The sequence below is a fragment of the Pseudomonas sp. IT-196MI5 genome, from assembly GCF_949767415.1.
Taxonomy (GTDB): Bacteria; Pseudomonadota; Gammaproteobacteria; order Pseudomonadales; family Pseudomonadaceae; genus Aquipseudomonas.
Map to the genome: position 1 here is coordinate 174827 of NZ_CATKPZ010000077.1, position 17207 is coordinate 192033.

Genomic DNA, 17207 nt, shown 5'->3' on the forward strand with positions numbered 1-17207 from the left:
GCTCGCTCCCACATTCGCCCGCATTCTTATGGAAGAACCGGGTCAACTGTGGGAGCGAGCCTGCTCGCGATAGCGTCAGACCAGACAACACAAGATCCCGGGCTGGCCGTCCTCGGCCATTCGCCGTAGCATCCCGCCATTGATCCAACCGAGGTGCCTATGCTGATTCCCTACGACCAACTTCAAGTCGACACCCTGACCCGCCTGATCGAGGATTTCGTGACCCGCGACGGCACGGACAATGGTGACGACACGCCACTGGAAACCCGCGTACTGCGCGTGCGCCAGGCCTTGACCAAGGGCCAGGCACTGATTGTCTTCGACCCGGAAAGTGAACAATGCCAACTGATGCTCAAGCACGACGTGCCCAAGCAGCTGTTTGACTGAGGCCTTCAGCGCTCCTTGGTTTTCGCCAGTTTTTTCTGGATGCGTTCGTAGATTTCGCAGCGGTGCACATTGACGTCCTGAGGCGCTTCAACGCCAAAGCGCACGTTGCTTCCGTTGATCGCGAGAACACGCACGGTAATGTTGTCACCGATGGAAATGGTTTCGCCCACAATGCGAGTGAGTACGAGCATGAGGAGTGTCCTTCAGGGGTTACTGGCCCTTGAAGATGCCCGGCCCGCTGCACGCCTACAATGCTCCGACAGAAAACCAGACCGGACTGACAGCCATGACGCACTACGCTTACGGAAAGGTCTGACAATCCGGCTGATTGTAGGGCCGATCTGTCAGGACGCGGAGAATCGCGGCCCGAACAGGATGATGCTCGCGCCGATCACACACAACGCCACGCCAAGCCAGTCCGAACCCAGCGGACGAATCCGCTCGACCACGGCCAACCAGCCGATTGACGCAATGATGTAGATGCCGCCGTAAGCGGCGTAGGCGCGGCCGGCGTAGGTGGCTTCGATACGGGTCAGCAGCAGGGCGAACAGGGTCAGGCTGAGGAGCGCCGGCACCACCCACCACATGCTTTTACCCTGGCGCAGCCACATCCAGAAGGCGAAGCAACCGGCAATTTCGAACAGCGCGGCGAGGAAAAACCACAGGTAATTGAGCATGCAAGCGTCTCGCGAGGATGGCCGATGGCGGCCACCCTAACCACAGCGTTGCCTGCGGGCAAGATCAGCTTGCGGATTGCCTGGCCTTGGCGCGCATTTTGTCGGCCATGACGGTCATTTCGTTGTAGAGCTGTTGAGGGTTCTTCTGCTTGAGCGCCCAGGCCATGCGCCCCTGTTCGTGGGGCAGGATCATGAACTCGCCGGCGGCGACCTGCCGGTAGATGTAGTCGGCGATGTCAGCGGCGCTGATCGGCGAGCTTTCCAGCAACTTGCCGACCTGGGCTTTCATGGCCGGGGTCGGACCGCGAAAGGAGTCCAGCAGGTTGGTCTGGAAGAACGATGGACACACCACATGCACGCCGACTTCCTGATGCGCCAGTTCGATCAACAGACTTTCGGACAACGCCACCACGCCCGCCTTGGCCACGTTGTAGTTGCTCATCGCCGGGCCCTGCATCAACGCGGCCATGGACGCGATGTTGATGATCTTGCCTTTGCTTTTTTCCAGCAGCGGCAGGAAAGCCTTGCAGCCCTTGACCACGCCCATCAGGTTGATCGCGATCTGCCAGTCCCAGTCCTCCAGGGACAACTCGCTGAAAAATCCGCCAGACGCCACACCCGCGTTATTGACGATGACATCGATGCCGCCGAGCTTGACTTCGCAGGCCTGGGCGAACGCCGTCAACTGGCTGTAATCGCGTACGTCACAGCGCTGGATGAAACCGTCGCCACCGGCTTCACGGACCAGCTTCAGGGTTTCCTGCAAACCAGGCTCGCTGACGTCCGACAACGCCAGTTGCCAGCCTTCACGCGCCCAGCGCAACGCGATTTCGCGACCCAGGCCAGAGCCTGCACCAGTGATCATCATGCGATTTTGCATAGCGAACAGCCTTGTTGTTCTCGGAAGATGCACCGAGTGTAGCGAAGGATATTGCCCGCTCCACGCTCCATCAGATTGCTGAATGGCCCGAGCAAACCGCGGGAGCCTTTGAGGTAACTAATGCAACAAAAAAAAAGATAGAGACCCGCCAGGCAAAAAAAAGAGGCTCTTGAAGAGCCTCTTTTCCATTGCGTCACAACTTACTGCGGCGTGCCGTGAACTACACCGGCGGTGTTGTCCAGCAGACTCTTGGTCGCGGTTTGCAGGAACGCTTCGAGCTTGAGCTTCAACTCAGCGGTACCCGGTGCATCCGCAATGATCTCGGCATGCGGCGTAGCGCCCATTTCGTACTGATACAACTTTGGCGTCATGTCCTTTTCCTTCGGCAGTACAAGGATCCGGTCGTCGCTGAGGATGGCCGTGGTCTGCTCGTTACCCGAAGGTTTGATCACACCAAAACCCTTATCGCCTTCAGGCAAGTTGAGCAGGTCGCGGCCCCAGCATTGCTGGCGAGTTTCGCCGCCCAGGCGGCCCATGATGGTCGGCACGATGTCGATCTGGGTGCCCACGGTATGGTCACGCTGACCGAACTTCTCCTGGATGCCCGGCGCGATCATCAACATCGGCACGTTGAAGCGGCCCAGGTCCATTTCAGTGATCTGCTGTTCGTTGCCGAAACCGTGGTCACCGACGATGACGAACAGGGTTTCCTTGAAGTACGGCTCCTTGCGGGCCTTTTCAAAGAACTGGCCCAGCGCCCAGTCCGCGTAACGCATAGCGGTCAAGTGCTCGTTCAGGCTGCCGCGATTGGTCACGCGCTCGACCGGCAATGGCGTCGGCAAGGCGTAAGGTGTGTGGTTGGACAGGGTTTGCAGCAAGGCATAGAACGGTTTGCCGTTTTCCCGCGCCTTGAGCTCTTGCAGGCTGCGATCGAACATATCCTGGTCGGACACGCCCCATGTCGGGTCAGAGAACACCGGGTTAACGAAATCGTTACGGCCGATGAAGTTGGTCATGCCCTGGTTGCTAAAGAAACCCGACTGGTTGTCCCAGGCGAAATCGCCGTTGTAGACGTACACGTCGTCAAAGTGACGGGCACTGAGCAACTGCGGCAGGCCAGATAGCTTGTGGCTGCCTTCCGGGGTCTGCATCAGGTATTCGAAACCCGGCAGGTTCGGGAAGCAACCCATGGTGGCGAACATGCCCTGGTGGGTATGAGTACCGTTGGAGAAGAAGCGGTCGAACAGCAGGCCTTCCTTCGACAGCTTGTCGAGGTACGGCGTGATGTTGCCCGGCCCGCCCAAAGCCCCCACCGAGTGACCGGCCATGCTTTCCATCAGGATCACGACGACGTTCTTGATCGGCAAGGTCTTGTCGGTCGGCGGCGTGTAGTCACGACGTACGGCGGCCATGTCGGCGTCTACCAGTTTCTCGTCGGGCAGCACCAGCATGTCACGCACGACTTGCTGGGCTTGCTCTTGAGGCAGGGTGGCCTTCCAGATGTTGTCGCGATCTTCGGACATCCGGCTCTTCGCTGCGGCAACCAACTGCAGGGTGCCGTTGAGACCCAGCTGGTTGGCGAAGTTCGAATTGGTGGTATAGACGTCACCCCAGCGCAATGGCGGGCCTTGACGCAGAGTACCGCGGGCGGCGACCACGCAAACCAGCAGGCACACCACGAATACCGCGATACGTGCGTACCACGGCGCAACCTGACGCGTGCCGATACTGCCGCCACTGAACGGGCCACGAGGGCGGGTCGCACGATCGGCGCCCATGAATGCCAGGCTCAGGATCCAGGTGCCCACGGCCCATGCCAACAGGTAACGGACCACCGGAAAACCGTACCAGAGCATGCTCATCACGGTTTTCGGATCTTCCTTGACGTACTGGAAGACCAGGCCGTTGAGGCGCTGGTGGAACTCACGATAGAAGTCCATCTCCATCAGGCCCAGGAACAACGCAATGCTGGAGACAATCGTCAGCCAGAAACGGAACAGCCCGCGCGCCGCCATGGCCCGGACGCTGAACAAGGCCAGCAGCAACGGAATACTGAGATAGACCACCAGACGCAGGTCGAAACGCAGACCGTTGGCGAATGCCTCGAGGAAGGTCGAGGCCGGTGTGTCGAGGATCATCGAGCGGTTGTAAACCAGCAGCGCGACGCGCAGCAGGCTGAACATGACCATCATGACCAGGGCACACAACAGCGTGTAGGCCAGATGCGATTTGACGGTCGGTTGCAGCAGGCGACTAGAAGCTCGCTGCTGATTCAGGGCGTCCGGGATTGCCATGTCGTTTTAGGACCCATTGGAAGTTGAAGTTTCAAAAATACAGCTGCGCCTTGCCCTCTTTTCGGCCCGTACCAGGCCCGGGGGTTTGCGCGGTGCGCAAATGTTGCACGATCAACGGCAGCATTGCCATTGATAACTACCCTCATCCCGACTGTTTCATCCCGCACTCAGGAATACGCAGCGTGCTGCGCAAGAACCGGCGAATTGTCTTGGAGACTGGGTGAAAATTTCGTGCAACGCACATTCGGAAACAAATTAAAGCGTCCGCCCCCGTCAAAAACGCAAACGCCCCGAACCGGTCGGGGCGCTACGAAGTCACCTTGAAAGAACGACAGCGTTACTTCTCGGCGCGTTCCTTGAGGGCTTTCAAGGTATTGAACGGGGCATCCACCACAAACTTGTTGGCCACCATCGACGGCACGCTGCCGCCCGGCTCGGTGTGCACCTGATAGGTCACTTCGACCTGGTCGCCCTTGGGCACGAACTTCCAGAAACCGTCGACCTTGGCGACCCGGACGAAGCCTTTTTCTTCAGGAATGTATTTTGGTACGCCTTCGAGCTTGCGGGTCAGGCTGCCATCAGCCCCTTCGGTGGTGGTGACGTGCAACACCGAATCACGTGGAGTAACCGGCCACGGGGTGTTGAACTGAGTGTAGGTCCAGCTCTGGTCGCCTTCGTGCTTGAGCAGCTTCTGGGTTTTGCATTCGTGAATCCAGGCGCAGGCTCCGGACACGTCTTCCTGCAACGCGCGCAGCTTGGCGATGGTGGTCCTCATCAGCGTGACGCCCTGGTAGGCCTTGTAGTCGGAGCCGGCCACCTCACTCAGGGAGATCTTGATGCCGTCTTCGTCTTTTTTGACTTTCCAGTCTTCGGCCTGAGCCACCGAGGTAGCCAGCACAACCGTCAAACCACACAGCACAGCCATACGATGCAGCGAACCCATAGTCTTATTCCTTATTGTTGAAGTTCCGTTCGTTGGGCTTGCACCTGCGATCACCTTCAGGTTTTTCGGAGGTGATCGCAGGTGCAAGCCCACACATCACGCCGCCGTCATTTGTTCCCACCAGCCAATCAACCGGATCGCTTCTTCGCTGCTGCTTCCACACACCTCGGGGTCGGCCTCGAAGGCAGAACACACCGCCGGCCGTTCCGGCTGGCCGAAAATATTGCACAGGTTATCGGAGGAAAGTTGCAGGCAACGCTCCCCTGCGGCTTTGCCGTTGGGCATACCGGGAATCGGTGAACTGATGGAAGGGGCAATGCAACAAGCGCCACAGCCCTCACGGCATTTCATGACGACAAGCTCCTCGCGACGAGCAATGTATAAAAGGACGGGGCACAGAGTACCCGTTTAAACAGTTGTTTTAAATTACCTGCGAGCGGGTTTTTCAATGCAAACCAGCATGACCGACCAGTCGCCGACAAAGCGTCTGGTCTGCGGTTCGCGGATCCTGGTGAGGTTACTGCTTGAACTCGAAGTCCAGTGCCGCGCCTTCGACATCGCGGCGCTCCTCCTTTCGCAGTTGCAGCTGCATTTCATTGCTGAGCAGGCGGCCGTTGAGCTGGAACGGGCTGCTGTCGCTTTTGTCACCGAACATCGGGGGTAACAGCGGTTCGCGCCTGATCAACGGCACCGTTCCGACCGGCTTGAGTTCCTGGACCATATCCTTGGGCAGGCTCAGGTCCAACGTGGCGGATGGAAGCTCGGTCTTGACCACTTCGCTGGCCGGTTTCGATTTGGAGGCAATGGGCGGGCGCTTTTTCACGGGCGTCGCCGGTTTCTCGGCCGGCGAGGCTTTTTTCACAGGTTCAGGTTGTATCGGTGCGACCTGGAAACTGCCGGAGGCCTCCTGATCCTGCTCGGTAGCCGCTACGACGAATGCCGGCTGAATACTCGCAAACAGGCAGAGCAAAAGCCAGGCGGCAGGAAAGGTCGGTTTCATGTATCCCACGGTGGGTGCAAACGGCAGAGGTGCACATGCTCGCCTGTTGCAGCCCACAAGACAAGCACCGTAGCAGCCTGTTACAAACCGCCCGCCATCTCCTGGCAGAGCTGGGTGGCCAGCATGCCCAAGGTCATCAACGCGCGCTCGGCTTCACGGTTCCACGGGATACCGCAATTGAGGCGAATGCAGTGATTGAACTGCTCGGTATTACTGAAGATCAGCCCCGGTGCAATACTGATGCCCTGCTGCAATGCCCGCACGTGCAACTCCTGGGTGTTGACCCGTCCCGGCAGACTGACCCACAGAATGAAGCCGCCGGTAGGCCGGGTCATCTGCGTGCCTTCCGGGAAATACTGCTGCACGGCCAGCTGGAAGGCACTGAGGTTCTTGCGGTATTCCTGACGGATGAAGCGCAAATGCCGGTCGTACCCGCCATTTTCCAGGTAAGCGGCGATGCCCATCTGGGTCACGCTGCACGCAGAATGCGTACTGAAGGTCTGCAAGCGCTGGATTTCCTGCTGATACTTGCCGGCAATCATCCAGCCGATCCGCACGCCAGGCGACAGGGTTTTAGAGAAGCTTGAGCAATAGATCACCCGGTCCAGCCGATCGTAGGCCTTGAGGGACTTGGTGCGCCCTTGCTCGAACATCAGCTCGCCGTAGATATCGTCTTCGACAATCTGGATATCGAAGTCCGACGCCAGGCGCAGCAATTGTTTCTGCCGCTCCTCCGGCATGGTGCCGCCCAATGGATTGCTCAGTCGCGTGGTCAGCACCAACGCCTTGATCGACCATTGGTTGGCCGCCAGTTGCAGGGCTTCCAGGCTCATGCCCGTGGCCGGATCGCTGGGGATCTCGATGACCTTGAGGCCCAACAGATCGGCCAGTTGCAGCAACCCGTAATAGGTCGGCGACTCGGCCGCAATCAGATCGCCCGGACGGGTCAGCACGCGCAAGGACATCTGCAGGGCATCGACGCAGCCGTGAGTAATCACCACTTCCGACGGATCGACCACCACGCCGGCATCGCGCATGCGGATCGCCACCTGTCGGCGCAACGGCTCGAAACCGGGGCTGAACATGTAGCTGAAGGCCCGCGGGCTATGGAAACGGGTGACTTTGGCCAATTGCTGATGCAGTGCCCGCACCGGCAAATAATCGACACTCGGCACTGCAGCGCCCAGCGGGAAGACCCCTTCACGACGGGATTCGACCAGGACTTGTTGAATGATGCTACTGCGGGTGACCAGGCCGGGGCGCTCTACCCGGGCGATGTCCGGCGTCGGTGCGGTGAGTGCCGGCGTCTGGTGCACGTAGTACCCCGACTGCGGCCGGGCGCGGATCAACCCCTGATCCTCGAGATTGGCATACGCCTGCAACACCGTCGCATGGCTGACATTGAGCTGCGAGCTCATCTTGCGCACCGAAGGCACGCGCTCCCCCGGCTGATAGACCCCACGGCGGATGTCTTCGGCCAGTTGTTGAGCAATACGTTGATAGAGCAAAAGATTGGTCATGACGCAGCACTCGATTTCACGGGCATTTTATTCTTGTGTGAAACAATACCGGAACAGTTTAGAAGTGTACGGGGACAGTTGCCACAATAGTCGACCATACAGTGCAGTGTCAGCAAAATCTGTACTGTTTTATGCGTTAATCGGCAGTCATAAAAAACCCGGCGCTGCATGGCAGGCCGGGTTGCAGGAGCTGGAGCTGCCTTACCGGGCAGCGCCGAGCTGGCCCTTTTCGTCGGAAAACACAATTTCAACCCGACGGTTCTGCGCCCGACCCCGTTCCGACGCATTCGCGTCCACAGGATACTCGTCGCCATAACCCTCGACCTGGATACGCTTGTCGTCGATGCCCAGGTCCATCAACACGTCAGCCACCGATTGTGCGCGGTCGCGGGACAGCTTGAGGTTTTCCTGCTTGCCCCCGGTACTGTCCGTATAACCTTCGATCCGTACCACGCGCTTGGGGTTGAGTTGCAGGAACTGCACGATCTTCAACACCACACGGTTGGCCGAAGGTTTCAATTCCGCTTCGCCGGTGTCGAACAGCATGTCGCCCAATGTCATCACCAGGCCACGGTCGGTCTGGGTGGTCGTCAATGCCAGGATCTGCTCTTCGAGCCATTTGCCTTGCTGCTGCACGCTGAACAGTTTGGATTCACGCAGTGCCAATTGCAGGCGCTGCCGCTCCAGTTCGAGTTTCGCCGCTTGCTCTTCATTGAGCGCCTGATCGGTGTGTTCCCGGGCAATGGCACTATAGCGCTGGCTCAGATAGGCGTAATGCACCACGTCCGAACCGCTACCCCAATAGCTGGACAGGCGATCGGCACGAGCCAGGGACTCCCCGGCGCGAATCACGTCCTTGGGGGCGATTCGCAGCACATTGGAGTCTTCCTTGACCTTCTGAAAATCGGTTCCAGCCTGCTGCAATGCGGTCTCGCTGTGCTGGCTGGCGCAACCAGACAGGCTCGCGCAGCCTGCCAGGATCAAACCGCCGAGGGCTTTGCTCTTGAGGCTCATTCGGCATCTCCCAGTTGCTTTTGCAGGCGGGCGATGCGGGTGTTCAGCACGTTCAACTGCTCCTCGCTCTTGGCCTTCAACACCTTGGCTTCAGCCAGGCGCGCATCGAGTTCGGCCTGTTCGGCCCGCATGCGTGCATTCTTGAAGGATTGATCGGTCATGTTGCCCTTGGCGCGGTTGTACTTGTCTTCGGCCAGTTTCATTTCCGGCACATCGTCGGCGGTGGCGCCCACGGCCCTGGCCTGTTCGAGTGCCTGTTCGGTCAGGCGCATTTGTTCATTCGGCGCAGGATCGGTTGCACAACCCGCCAGGGCGGCAAGGGCCACGGCAGCGAAAAGAGGTCGAATACTCACTGAAAATCCTTACTGTTTTGGGGCACTGACGGGTTGTTGCGAGGGTTGCTGCGGTTGTGAGCGTTGTGCCTTCCAACGCTCGATATTGCGCATCAGCACGGCTTCCGTCAGTCCGGACGCGGGCAATTCTGTCATCTTTTTGGCCAACTGTCCGCGCAACCACGGATCGTTGCAGGCCGAGTCATGGGAAATCGCCAGGTACAGGCCTGGCTTGTCGACCGGTTGCGCGCGAGTGACCAAATCACCGGCCATGCCCAGTGTCTGTGCGGTCGCCATGCCCGAGTAACGTCCTGCCAGCACAAACTCGACCTCGCCCAACAGCAGTTTCTGAAAGGCCTGGGTCAGGTTGGACGTGTGCGTGAGGGTTAACTGCTGTCCGGCAAAGGTGCTGAATTGCGGAGTCAATCGAGCCTTTTCCGACACGGCACCGCTATGGCCGTGCAGATCTTGTGCTTCGTTATAGATCAGCGTCGAGTCCTTGCGCGTCCAGACCAGATAGTCGTTTTCCAGCACAGGTGGATGGATGTAATCCAGGGATTCCAGCTCACTGACGGTCAACGTTGCGTCCGCCAGCATGTCCATGCGCCCGCTGCGCACTTCGTCCAGGGCCTGGGCGCGTTTGCCGGCATACAGCAGTTCGACCTTGAGCCCCAGCTCCCCCGCCACTTGCTGCAGCAAATCGGCACTGGCACCGATCAGGCGTTCGGGATTCTGCGGGTCTTGCCACAGATACGGTGGGGCGTCCGGGCTGCCGGTCACCACCAGGCGCTCGCATTTGCCTGCAGCGACAGACAGCGTCGGCAATAACGCCAATCCCAGTAAGCTCCACGCAAGTCGCAGATCCATGGCAATTCACTCCACTTGGATGTAACACCTGTAGGAGCGAGCTCGCTCGCGATGGTCGTTAACGATGACGCGTTCATTCTGGATAAACGCGGCGCCCTTGAACTCATCGCGAGCAAGCTCGCTCCTACAGGTATTGCGTTATCGGTGTGTCCCGGGATTACGTGAAGAACCCCAAAAAAAAAGCCCGACCAAAAGGCCGGGCTCTTTATAAGTGAAGCAGCCGGATTAGACCAGCTTCTCGAACTCAGGGATGGCTTCGAACAGGTCTGCCACCAGGCCATAATCGGCCACCTGGAAGATCGGCGCTTCTTCGTCCTTGTTGATCGCAACGATCACTTTGGAGTCTTTCATGCCGGCCAGGTGCTGGATCGCGCCGGAGATACCGACGGCGATGTACAGCTGTGGCGCAACGATCTTGCCGGTCTGACCGACCTGCATGTCGTTGGGTACAAAACCTGCGTCGACCGCGGCGCGCGATGCACCGACGGCAGCGCCCAGCTTGTCGGCCAGGGCGTACAGGTGTTTGAAGTTGTCGCCGTTCTGCATGCCACGGCCGCCGGAAACGACGATCTTGGCAGCGGTCAGTTCCGGACGATCGGACTTGGCCAGTTCTTCGCCAACGAAGCTGGAGATGCCAGCGTCATGAGCAGCAGCAATGGCTTCAACAGTAGCAGAACCGCCTTCAGCGGCAACCGGGTCGAAACCGGTGGCACGCACGGTGATCACTTTCACTGCAGCGCTCGATTGAACGGTAGCGATGGCGTTACCGGCGTAGATCGGGCGCTTGAAGGTATCGGCGCTTTCTACCGAGATGATCTCGGAGATCTGGTCAACGTCCAGTGCAGCGGCGACCCGCGGCAGGATGTTTTTGCCGTTGGAAGTAGCGGCAGCCAGGATGTGGCTGTAGCCCTTGCCCAACTCTGCAACCAGAGGTGCAACGTTTTCCGGCAGCTGGTGAGCGTAGGCAGCGTTGTCGGCCACCAGCACTTTGCTCACGCCAGCGATTTTCGCAGCGGCTTCTGCCAAGGCGCCAACGCCCTGACCTGCAACCAGTACGTGCACGTCGCCACCGATTTTGGCGGCGGCAGCAACGGTGTTCAGCGTAGCCGGGGCCACTGCTTTGCCGTCGTGTTCAGCGATTACCAAGATAGTCATGATTCGGCTCCTTAACTCAAAGCACCTTCGCTTCGTTTTTCAGTTTCTCGACCAGTTCAGCCACCGACTTGACCTTGATACCCGCGCTGCGTGCAGCCGGCGCTTCGACTTTCACGGTCTTGTTGGTGGAGGCGGTGGAAACGCCCAAAGCGTCTGGAGTCAGCACTTCGAGAGGCTTCTTCTTGGCTTTCATGATGTTTGGCAGAGACGCATAGCGCGGCTCGTTCAAACGCAGGTCGGTGGTGACGATGGCCGGCAGTTTCAGGGAAACTGTCTGCGCGCCACCGTCGATTTCGCGGGTCACGGCTACGCTGTCGCCGCTGATTTCGACTTTCGAAGCGAACGTGCCCTGACCGTAGCCGCTCAATGCAGCGAGCATCTGGCCAGTCTGGTTGTTGTCGCTGTCGATGGCCTGTTTGCCAAGGATCACCAGCTGAGGCTGTTCCTTGTCGACAACGGCCTTCAACAGTTTGGCAACAGCCAGGGAAGTCAGGTCTTCGGCGTTTTCTACGAGGATGGCGCGGTCGGCACCCAGAGCCAGCGCGGTGCGCAGTTGCTCTTGAGCGGTGGACGGGCCGACGGAGACGACGACGATTTCAGTCGCAACACCTTTCTCTTTCAGGCGTACGGCTTCTTCCACGGCGATCTCGCAGAACGGGTTCATCGACATCTTGACGTTGGCAAGATCGACGCCGGAATTGTCCGCCTTGACGCGAACCTTGACGTTGTAATCCACAACGCGTTTGACAGCTACAAGAACCTTCATGGATTCCTCGTTACTCTCCGGTGAAAAGAAAGTCGCCTAGGCGAACCTGGCGGTTGATGCTCATCGGGCGCAAGGGCACCTCCAAAAACGCCGGCAAAGCGGTCAAGTGACCATCGCTCATGATCTGGATGACCGTCCGTCAGTGGTGACTGACGAGTCATTCAACATCGCGGCGTGTAAACTGCGCATCAACCCCGCGCAGCGCATCACTCTCTACTGCCATCGCCCTGTCTTTAGAGGTGCTCTTGAAACCAACAGTCAGCCTACGGCGAGCGCAAAACCGCCCGTATCTTGACCGGAACGCCTATTCCGGTCAATACGCCAAAATGGCCGTTCATAAGGCGCGTGACTTTGATTTCTCTGGCTTTGAGCCAATTCAAACAAACGTTTGTATTGGACGCTGAGAGTGGTGTAGATATAATGCGCCACCCAAAGAGAAAGGTGGTCAATCGATTGTCCGCTCTCGGCGTTGCGCCGGGATTCATGGATGCGACACTGAACCTCCAAATTAGAAAAAAAACTGTTGAGCCTTGAGTAGGAGATAACCTGTGGAACGCGAATACATGGAATTCGACGTTGTCATCGTCGGTGCCGGCCCCGCGGGTCTTTCCGCCGCCTGCCGCTTGAAGCAGAAGGCCGCCGAAGCCGGTAAGGAAATCAGCGTCTGCGTGGTCGAAAAAGGCTCCGAAGTCGGTGCTCACATTCTGTCCGGTGCCGTGTTCGAACCACGGGCCCTGAACGAACTGTTCCCGGACTGGAAAGAACTCGGCGCGCCGCTGAACACCCCCGTCACCCGCGACGACATTTTCGTTCTGAAGAACGCTGAGAGCGCGCAAAAAATTCCAGACTTCTTTGTGCCCAAGACCATGCACAACGAAGGCAACTACATCATCTCCCTGGGCAACCTGTGCCGCTGGCTGGCCCAGCAGGCCGAGAACCTGGGCGTTGAGATCTACCCAGGCTTCGCCGCTCAGGAAGCGCTGATCGACGAAAACGGCGTGGTGCGCGGGATCATCACCGGCGACCTGGGCGTCGACCGCGAAGGTAACCCGAAGGAAGGCCTGTACACCCCGGGCATGGAACTGCGTGGCAAGTACACGCTGTTCGCCGAAGGTTGCCGTGGCCACATCGGCAAGCAGCTGATCAAGCGTTTCAACCTGGACACTGACGCGGATGCCCAGCACTACGGCATCGGCCTGAAAGAAATCTGGGAAGTAGACCCGGCCAAGCACCAGCCTGGCCTGGTGGTGCACACCGCCGGTTGGCCGATGGACATCATGGGCACCGAGAACACCGGTGGCTCGTTCCTCTATCACCTGGAAAACAACCAGGTAGTGGTTGGCCTGATCGTCGACCTGTCCTACAGCAACACCTACCTGTCGCCGTTCGACGAGTTCCAGCGCCTCAAGCATCACCCGGTGCTCAAGCAGTACCTGGAAGGCGGCAAGCGCATCAGCTACGGTGCCCGCGCGATCAGCAAGGGCGGCCTGAACTCGCTGCCGAAAATGGTGTTCAAGGGCGGCGCGCTGATCGGTTGCGACCTCGGCACCCTGAACTTCGCCAAGATCAAAGGCAGCCACACCGCGATGAAGTCCGGCATGCTCGCGGCTGATTCGGTGGCTGACGCGCTGTTCGCCGAAAAGGACGGCAGCGAAGAACTGACCACCTACGTCGACGCCTTCAAGAAGAGCTGGCTCTACGAAGAACTGTTCGCCAGTCGCAACTTCGGCCCGGCGATCCACAAATTTGGCGCTATCGTCGGTGGCGGTTTCAACTGGCTCGACCAGAACATCTTCGGCGGCAAACTGCCGTTCACCCTGCACGACACCAAGCCGGATTACGCTTGCCTGAAGCTGGCGGCCGACTGCAAGAAGATCGACTACCCGAAACCGGACGGCAAGATCAGCTTCGACAAACTCAGCTCGGTGTTCATCTCCGGTACCAACCACGAAGAAGAGCAGCCGTGCCATCTCAAGCTGGCCGATGCGAGCATCCCGATCAGCAAGAACCTGCCGCTGTACGATGAGCCTGCCCAGCGGTACTGCCCGGCCGGCGTATACGAAGTGATCACCAAGGAGGACGGCGAGAAGCGCTTCCAGATCAACGCCCAGAACTGCGTTCACTGCAAGACCTGTGACATCAAGGATCCTGCACAGAACATCACCTGGGTGACGCCTGAAGGCGCCGGCGGCCCGACTTACCCGAACATGTAAGCCGAACCACGACCATCAAGGCTCCCGAAACGGGGGCCTTTTTGTTGCGTGCGATTCAGGACATAACACCGTCCCCCTGTGGGAGCGAGCTTGCTCGCGATGGCGGCGTGTCAGTCAACATCGATGCTGAATGAAACTCCGTCATCGCGAGCAAGCTCCCACAGGGGATTGGCGGTGGTCAGGCTGCGCGCTCTTCCCCCGGATTACGCTCGAAGTAGCGCTTGTACTCGCGACTGAACTGCGACGTGCTCTGATACCCCACCCGATGCGCCACCTGCGCCACGCCCAGCCCCTCGCCCAGCAACAACTGCTGCGCCTTGAGCAAACGCAATCGCTTCAGATACTGCACAGGCGACAACAAGGTGCTGCGCTTGAAATGCTCGTGAAAGGTTGACGCACTCATGTTGGCGCAACTGGCCAGAGTCTCGACATTCAGCGGTTCGGTGTAATGCGCATGCAGATGACTGAGGGATGCCGCGATCCGGGCAAATTGCCCTTGCTGCTCAACCAACGCCCGCAATACATCGGCTTGCGGACCGCGCAATGCAACGAACAGCAACTCGCGCAAGCGCGCTTGCCCCATGATCTGGCACTCCAGCGGATCGTGCAGGCAGCGTAACAGTCGCTCGACACAACCACGCATCGCATCATCGAGCACCGCCGAGGTCATGGACTCAGGTGTTTGCGCCAGAATATGCCGCCCCGGCGCCAAGCCCATTGCCAATACCAGCTCGCCCAGCATCACCCGGTCGATCGCGACAGAAACGCCCAGCATTGGCCCGTCCGGCGCGGCAAAGGTTTCACACTCGAAGGGCACCGGCAGCGCTTGAATCAGATAGTGCCCTGCCCCGTACTCAAGGGTTCGCGGCCCCAGGTACGCCAGTTTGCTGCCCTGGGCGATGATCACCAGGCTCGGCTCATAGATCTGCGGCCCACGGGCCACATCGCAACTGGCCCGAAGAACCTGCACGCCCGGCAATGCAGTCGGGACGAAACCGTTGCGAGTGGACAGCGGCTCGATCAGCGAAACCAGGCTGGCATTGGCATCAAGATGACGGGTCAACTGCATGAAAAAAACTTCGAAAAAAGGGATGAAAGCATCATCGCAGGTCTGATCGCCAATGGAATCGCTCAAGGAGCGATGCCGGAGGAATAGGCATGACACCCGGAGGAATCGCCATGGCCGCTACCGGGTTCGGCGCCCAGAATGCGCCACCTCACCCGTCAGCGCTTTTGCGAGGTTCACCATGTACACCGCCATCGGATACGCCGCCCAGTCGGCCACCGCTCCCCTCGCCCCTGTGAAATTCGAACGCCGCAGCCCACGGGCCGACGACGTTGCCATCGAGATTCTCTACTGCGGCGTCTGCCATTCAGACATCCATCAGGCCCGCAACGAGTGGGGTATTGCCGTTTACCCGCTGATGCCTGGTCACGAAATCGTAGGCAAAGTGACCGCCGTCGGTGCGAATGTCACCCAACACAAAGTCGGCGATCTGGTCGGTGTCGGCTGCATGGTCGATTCATGCCGCCATTGCGAAGCTTGCCAGGCCAACCTGGAGCAATATTGCCTCGAAGGCCCGACCATGACCTACGCAACCCCGGACCGCGTGGATGGCAGCAACACCATGGGCGGCTACTCCGACAGCATCGTGGTCAGCGAGCACTTTGTGGTACGCATCCCCGAGAAACTGAACCTGGCCAGTGCCGCACCGATTCTGTGCGCCGGTATCACCACTTATTCGCCACTCAAGCACTACGGCGTGAAAGCCGGTGACAAGGTCGGGATTCTGGGCATGGGCGGCCTCGGCCACATGGGCATCAAGTTCGCCAAGGCGATGGGCGCCGAAGTGACGCTGTTCACCCGTTCGGCAAGCAAGGCCGAAGAGGCTCGCCGCCAGGGCGCGGACCATGTGATCGTGTCCACCGATGACGCCCGGATGCAGGCCGCCGCCGGTCACTTCGACTTCCTGCTCGACACCATTCCGGTGCAGCACGACCTCAACCCCTACCTCGACACCCTGCGTTTCGACGGCGTGCATATTCTGGTGGGGTTGATCGAACCCGTAGAGCCGCCAGTGCATGCGGCCAAACTGGTCCTGGGCCGCCGGGTATTGGCCGGCTCGCTGATCGGCGGCATCGCCGAAACCCAGGAAGTGCTGGATTTCTGCGCCGAGCACAACATCACCTGCGACATCGAAATGCTCGACATCCGTCAGATCAACGAGGCTTACGCCCGCATGATCGCCGGTGACGTGAAGTACCGCTTCGTCATCGACATGGCGACCCTCAAGGTTTAAACCTTAAGACCCAACTCCGCCGACAGCCGGGTCGTGACCCCTTTGATCAGGGGAATCAGCTCGGCCATTTTTTCCAGCGGCATGTACGGCACGGTGCTGGCGATGCTGATGCCGGCGACGATACGTTTGCTGGCATCGCGAATCGGCGCCGCCACGCAACGGATCGACGGTTCGTTGTCTTCCAGGTCGAAGGCGTAGCCGCCGGCCACATACTCGACCATGCGCTGCTCGAACTGCTCCCAGGATTGCTCCGGGTGCTGTGGCCAGAATTGATTTTTCCCACCCACCGGAAGACTGACTTCGTACAGGCGCTGCCACTCTTGCGGTGAATCATCGAGCATCAGTGCCTTGCCGATCCCGGTGCGCGCCAACGGCATGCGATGGCCGACCCGTGAACGCATTTCCGGGCCATTGCGCCCCGGATTCTTGTGCAGGTACAGCACTTCGTCGCCTTCGCGAATCGCCAGGTGAATGGTGTCGCCGGTCAACGCCGACAACTCGTCCAGATACGGCCCGGCCAGGGTCACCAGCGGCAACTCTTCACGCGCCTGGAACCCCAGTTCGATCAGTTTCGGCCCCAGCAGATAACCGACTTGCGGCACCACCCGCAGATAACGCTCGTCCACCAGGCAACTGGCCAGGCGATGGGTGGTGCTGCGTGTGGTGCCGATCAGCCGGGCGATTTCCTTGAGATCGCGGGCGCCGCTGGCCACGGCGTGAACCACACCCAGACCGCGAAGCAGGGTCTGGGTGCCGGTCGGTGCGGCGTCCTTGGCAACTTTTGGGGCGTCTTCCTGCATATCCAGCCTTTACCGTTGAGCGAGTGAACGGGCGGCATTATGGTCGCCCGCGTGCCACG

18 protein-coding genes are annotated in these 17207 nt (G+C 59.4%); 3 read left to right on the forward strand and 15 right to left on the reverse strand.

The features are described from left to right. The first annotated feature begins 159 nt into the window (after positions 1–159). Positions 160–387 (forward strand): YheU family protein, encoded by a 228-nt coding sequence (locus ACM6IK_RS26560; protein WP_414876666.1) that lies wholly within the window; start codon positions 160–162, stop codon positions 385–387. A 5-nt stretch (positions 388–392) separates the two neighbouring features. Here ACM6IK_RS26560 and csrA read toward each other — a convergent pair whose 3' ends face one another. The 13 genes from csrA to ACM6IK_RS26625 all read right to left on the reverse strand — a co-directional run bounded on the left by csrA (position 393) and on the right by ACM6IK_RS26625 (position 11835). Next, complete coding sequence (gene csrA / locus ACM6IK_RS26565; protein ID WP_414876667.1) at positions 393–578, reverse strand: carbon storage regulator CsrA; 186 nt, start codon at positions 576–578, stop codon at positions 393–395. Between the two features lie 153 nt (positions 579–731). After that, positions 732–1064 (reverse strand): YnfA family protein, encoded by a 333-nt coding sequence (locus tag ACM6IK_RS26570; RefSeq protein ID WP_008004345.1) that lies wholly within the window; start codon positions 1062–1064, stop codon positions 732–734. Between the two features lie 64 nt (positions 1065–1128). Then, entirely contained in the window at positions 1129–1944 is an 816-nt protein-coding gene (locus ACM6IK_RS26575; RefSeq protein ID WP_414876668.1) for an SDR family oxidoreductase, read from the reverse strand. 200 nt (positions 1945–2144) lie between these two features. Next, positions 2145–4238, reverse strand: a complete 2094-nt coding sequence (locus ACM6IK_RS26580; RefSeq protein WP_414876669.1) for an LTA synthase family protein — start codon at positions 4236–4238, stop codon at positions 2145–2147. 337 nt (positions 4239–4575) lie between these two features. After that, positions 4576–5181 (reverse strand): START domain-containing protein, encoded by a 606-nt coding sequence (locus tag ACM6IK_RS26585; protein ID WP_414876670.1) that lies wholly within the window; start codon positions 5179–5181, stop codon positions 4576–4578. Between the two features lie 96 nt (positions 5182–5277). Further along, a complete protein-coding gene (locus ACM6IK_RS26590) occupies positions 5278–5532 on the reverse strand; it encodes a YkgJ family cysteine cluster protein (RefSeq protein ID WP_108215386.1) in 255 nt (84 codons plus the stop codon). Between the two features lie 166 nt (positions 5533–5698). Continuing rightward, positions 5699–6181, reverse strand: a complete 483-nt coding sequence (locus tag ACM6IK_RS26595; RefSeq protein ID WP_414876671.1) for a translation initiation factor 2 — start codon at positions 6179–6181, stop codon at positions 5699–5701. An 80-nt stretch (positions 6182–6261) separates the two neighbouring features. Next, the gene (locus ACM6IK_RS26600) at positions 6262–7701 is read right to left on the reverse strand and encodes a PLP-dependent aminotransferase family protein (protein WP_008050371.1); all 1440 of its coding nucleotides are present in this window, start codon (positions 7699–7701) and stop codon (positions 6262–6264) included. A 201-nt stretch (positions 7702–7902) separates the two neighbouring features. Further along, positions 7903–8715, reverse strand: coding sequence for an OmpA family protein (locus ACM6IK_RS26605; RefSeq protein WP_108215384.1), 813 nt, complete (start codon positions 8713–8715; stop codon positions 7903–7905). Then, entirely contained in the window at positions 8712–9068 is a 357-nt protein-coding gene (locus tag ACM6IK_RS26610) for a DUF4398 domain-containing protein (RefSeq protein WP_414876672.1), read from the reverse strand. The genes ACM6IK_RS26605 and ACM6IK_RS26610 overlap by 4 nt, the downstream gene beginning before the upstream one ends. A 9-nt stretch (positions 9069–9077) precedes the next feature. After that, entirely contained in the window at positions 9078–9914 is an 837-nt protein-coding gene (locus tag ACM6IK_RS26615; RefSeq protein WP_414876673.1) for a substrate-binding periplasmic protein, read from the reverse strand. 225 nt (positions 9915–10139) lie between these two features. After that, the gene (locus ACM6IK_RS26620; protein WP_414876674.1) at positions 10140–11069 is read right to left on the reverse strand and encodes an electron transfer flavoprotein subunit alpha/FixB family protein; all 930 of its coding nucleotides are present in this window, start codon (positions 11067–11069) and stop codon (positions 10140–10142) included. Positions 11070–11085: 16 nt separating this feature from the next. Then, the gene (locus ACM6IK_RS26625) at positions 11086–11835 is read right to left on the reverse strand and encodes an electron transfer flavoprotein subunit beta/FixA family protein (RefSeq protein ID WP_414876675.1); all 750 of its coding nucleotides are present in this window, start codon (positions 11833–11835) and stop codon (positions 11086–11088) included. A gap of 548 nt (positions 11836–12383) precedes the next feature. On the opposite strand from ACM6IK_RS26625, the gene ACM6IK_RS26630 reads away from it, so the two are divergent. Beyond that, entirely contained in the window at positions 12384–14048 is a 1665-nt protein-coding gene (locus ACM6IK_RS26630) for an electron transfer flavoprotein-ubiquinone oxidoreductase (protein WP_414876676.1), read from the forward strand. Between the two features lie 178 nt (positions 14049–14226). Here ACM6IK_RS26630 and ACM6IK_RS26635 read toward each other — a convergent pair whose 3' ends face one another. Then, a complete protein-coding gene (locus ACM6IK_RS26635) occupies positions 14227–15117 on the reverse strand; it encodes an AraC family transcriptional regulator N-terminal domain-containing protein (RefSeq protein ID WP_414876677.1) in 891 nt (296 codons plus the stop codon). Positions 15118–15295: 178 nt separating this feature from the next. On the opposite strand from ACM6IK_RS26635, the gene ACM6IK_RS26640 reads away from it, so the two are divergent. After that, positions 15296–16348: an NAD(P)-dependent alcohol dehydrogenase gene (locus tag ACM6IK_RS26640; RefSeq protein ID WP_414876678.1), complete on the forward strand. Its 1053-nt coding sequence runs from the start codon at positions 15296–15298 to the stop codon at positions 16346–16348. Here ACM6IK_RS26640 and ACM6IK_RS26645 read toward each other — a convergent pair. Next, positions 16345–17148: an IclR family transcriptional regulator gene (locus ACM6IK_RS26645; RefSeq protein WP_414876679.1), complete on the reverse strand. Its 804-nt coding sequence runs from the start codon at positions 17146–17148 to the stop codon at positions 16345–16347. The two genes, ACM6IK_RS26640 and ACM6IK_RS26645, sit on opposite strands and share 4 nt — an antisense overlap. Positions 17149–17207 lie beyond the last annotated feature (59 nt).

Excerpts from the sequence above, each read along its gene's own strand:
- ACM6IK_RS26645 (WP_414876679.1), bottom strand. The coding sequence starts at position 17,148 with ATGCAGGAAGACGCCCCAAAAGTTGCCAAGGACGCCGCACCGACCGGC.
- ACM6IK_RS26635 (WP_414876677.1), bottom strand. The coding sequence starts at position 15,117 with ATGCAGTTGACCCGTCATCTTGATGCCAATGCCAGCCTGGTTTCGCTG.
- ACM6IK_RS26615 (WP_414876673.1), bottom strand. The coding sequence starts at position 9,914 with ATGGATCTGCGACTTGCGTGGAGCTTACTGGGATTGGCGTTATTGCCG.
- ACM6IK_RS26585 (WP_414876670.1), bottom strand. The coding sequence starts at position 5,181 with ATGGGTTCGCTGCATCGTATGGCTGTGCTGTGTGGTTTGACGGTTGTG.
- ACM6IK_RS26570 (WP_008004345.1), bottom strand. The coding sequence starts at position 1,064 with ATGCTCAATTACCTGTGGTTTTTCCTCGCCGCGCTGTTCGAAATTGCC.
- ACM6IK_RS26560 (WP_414876666.1), top strand. The coding sequence starts at position 160 with ATGCTGATTCCCTACGACCAACTTCAAGTCGACACCCTGACCCGCCTG.
- ACM6IK_RS26575 (WP_414876668.1), bottom strand. The coding sequence starts at position 1,944 with ATGCAAAATCGCATGATGATCACTGGTGCAGGCTCTGGCCTGGGTCGC.
- ACM6IK_RS26595 (WP_414876671.1), bottom strand. The coding sequence starts at position 6,181 with ATGAAACCGACCTTTCCTGCCGCCTGGCTTTTGCTCTGCCTGTTTGCG.
- ACM6IK_RS26625 (WP_414876675.1), bottom strand. The coding sequence starts at position 11,835 with ATGAAGGTTCTTGTAGCTGTCAAACGCGTTGTGGATTACAACGTCAAG.
- ACM6IK_RS26605 (WP_108215384.1), bottom strand. The coding sequence starts at position 8,715 with ATGAGCCTCAAGAGCAAAGCCCTCGGCGGTTTGATCCTGGCAGGCTGC.
- ACM6IK_RS26640 (WP_414876678.1), top strand. The coding sequence starts at position 15,296 with ATGTACACCGCCATCGGATACGCCGCCCAGTCGGCCACCGCTCCCCTC.
- csrA (WP_414876667.1), bottom strand. The coding sequence starts at position 578 with ATGCTCGTACTCACTCGCATTGTGGGCGAAACCATTTCCATCGGTGAC.
- ACM6IK_RS26580 (WP_414876669.1), bottom strand. The coding sequence starts at position 4,238 with ATGGCAATCCCGGACGCCCTGAATCAGCAGCGAGCTTCTAGTCGCCTG.
- ACM6IK_RS26620 (WP_414876674.1), bottom strand. The coding sequence starts at position 11,069 with ATGACTATCTTGGTAATCGCTGAACACGACGGCAAAGCAGTGGCCCCG.
- ACM6IK_RS26590 (WP_108215386.1), bottom strand. The coding sequence starts at position 5,532 with ATGAAATGCCGTGAGGGCTGTGGCGCTTGTTGCATTGCCCCTTCCATC.
- ACM6IK_RS26600 (WP_008050371.1), bottom strand. The coding sequence starts at position 7,701 with ATGACCAATCTTTTGCTCTATCAACGTATTGCTCAACAACTGGCCGAA.